At 68.4% G+C, this 1,274-nt stretch carries 1 protein-coding gene; it reads right to left on the bottom strand.

The window, feature by feature from the left end:
- Positions 1-68: 68 nt before the first annotated feature.
- Positions 69-485, bottom strand: a complete 417-nt coding sequence (locus ACWGH0_RS34680) for a DUF2252 family protein (RefSeq protein ID WP_453408253.1) — start codon at positions 483-485, stop codon at positions 69-71.
- Positions 486-1,274 lie beyond the last annotated feature (789 nt).

The following is a 1,274-nucleotide window of genomic DNA, read 5'->3' as shown; positions in this document are numbered from 1 at the left end:
CGTTCCCACTCGGCATCACTCAGATCACCTCGCCCCATGCCCACATCAACGACCCAGGCACAGAGCAGTCACATGATCGTCCGGACAAGTCCTAGTCCGTTGATGTGGGTGCGGTAGCTGCGGGCGGCTTCGGCGGCGATGGTCCCGGCCGTTCCCGCCGGGACGTCATTGTCGTAGGCGGCCACGACCAGGCTGGTGGCCAGGCGTTTGATGTCCCACTCGAAGGGGCCCGGCAGTGTTTCATCGAAGTCGTCGAGGTCGAAGACGAGGCGGCGCTCCGGGGAGGCGAACAGCCCGAAGTTGGACAGGTGCGCATCCCCGGAGAGCTGAACAGTCAGCCCGGTGTTCGGCATGCCGGCCAGGTCAGCCGCCATGACCGCAGGAGTACCGCGGTAGAAGGCGGACAGGGAGGCGGCCATACGGGTGTAGCGGATCGGCACCAGTTCGGGAATGCGCGGCTGGGCCTCCTTGTCCAGGATGTTCACAAGGCCGGGCCGGTGACGTGAGGGGGCCCATTCGCCCTGCCCCGACGGGGGCAGGCGCCTGCGGGCGGCCAGTCCCGATGCAGCGGGATCGTCGAACGCGGTGCGGGCCGTCGGAGATCCTTCTGGGGAAGGAGGAGAGGTGGGCACGTGGCGGCTCCTGTGGGTGGACCACTGGCGGGCGTTCTTGCGGCACCCTGGATTGGGTCGGATCATGGCGGCTTCCGCTGGTTCGTCCCGGCCCTCAGGACCCTGGTTACTGATGCCGAAGTGCTCCCGCCGACGCCCGCTGGCCGTGATCCGGAGAACCTCACGATCGTCGACTCGACTTGTCGAAGGCCCCGCCCCAAGCCTGACATGCCGGTCACCGAGCGTCACTCCGAAAGCGTGGTGCACGCAGCTTGCACCCAGCAAGCACCAGGCACGGGGCATGCCGCCCGTCGCTCTGTGGTGCACTGAGGTTGCCAATCGGCCAGCAGCGAGCCATCACGGCCGAGCACTCCACTGACACGGGCATCAGGCGCTGGACCAGGCGGTGCCCGAGCGGAAGGCTAGCGAGACCTGGTGCGGGCGATGGCATCGACCCAACCCGGTCGCGATCCGTCGCATGCGACGGTCCCGGCGGCGTTTCCGATACGCGCAGTGACTCCCCTGATTCAGTGACGCCGGGCTGATTCGCCGCGCACTGCTGACTGGCTTGAACCACGAGCCGATCCCACACCACGGCCGCCGCTCCCGCCCGGTGCGGCGGCGGGTCGCACCTCCCGGCCCGGCACTGCGGGAAGTCCCCAC

The organism is Streptomyces sp. NPDC054887 (assembly GCF_053610585.1).
The sequence above is the reverse complement of the archived record's forward strand: the minus strand, read 5'-3'. Positions and strand labels throughout refer to the sequence as shown.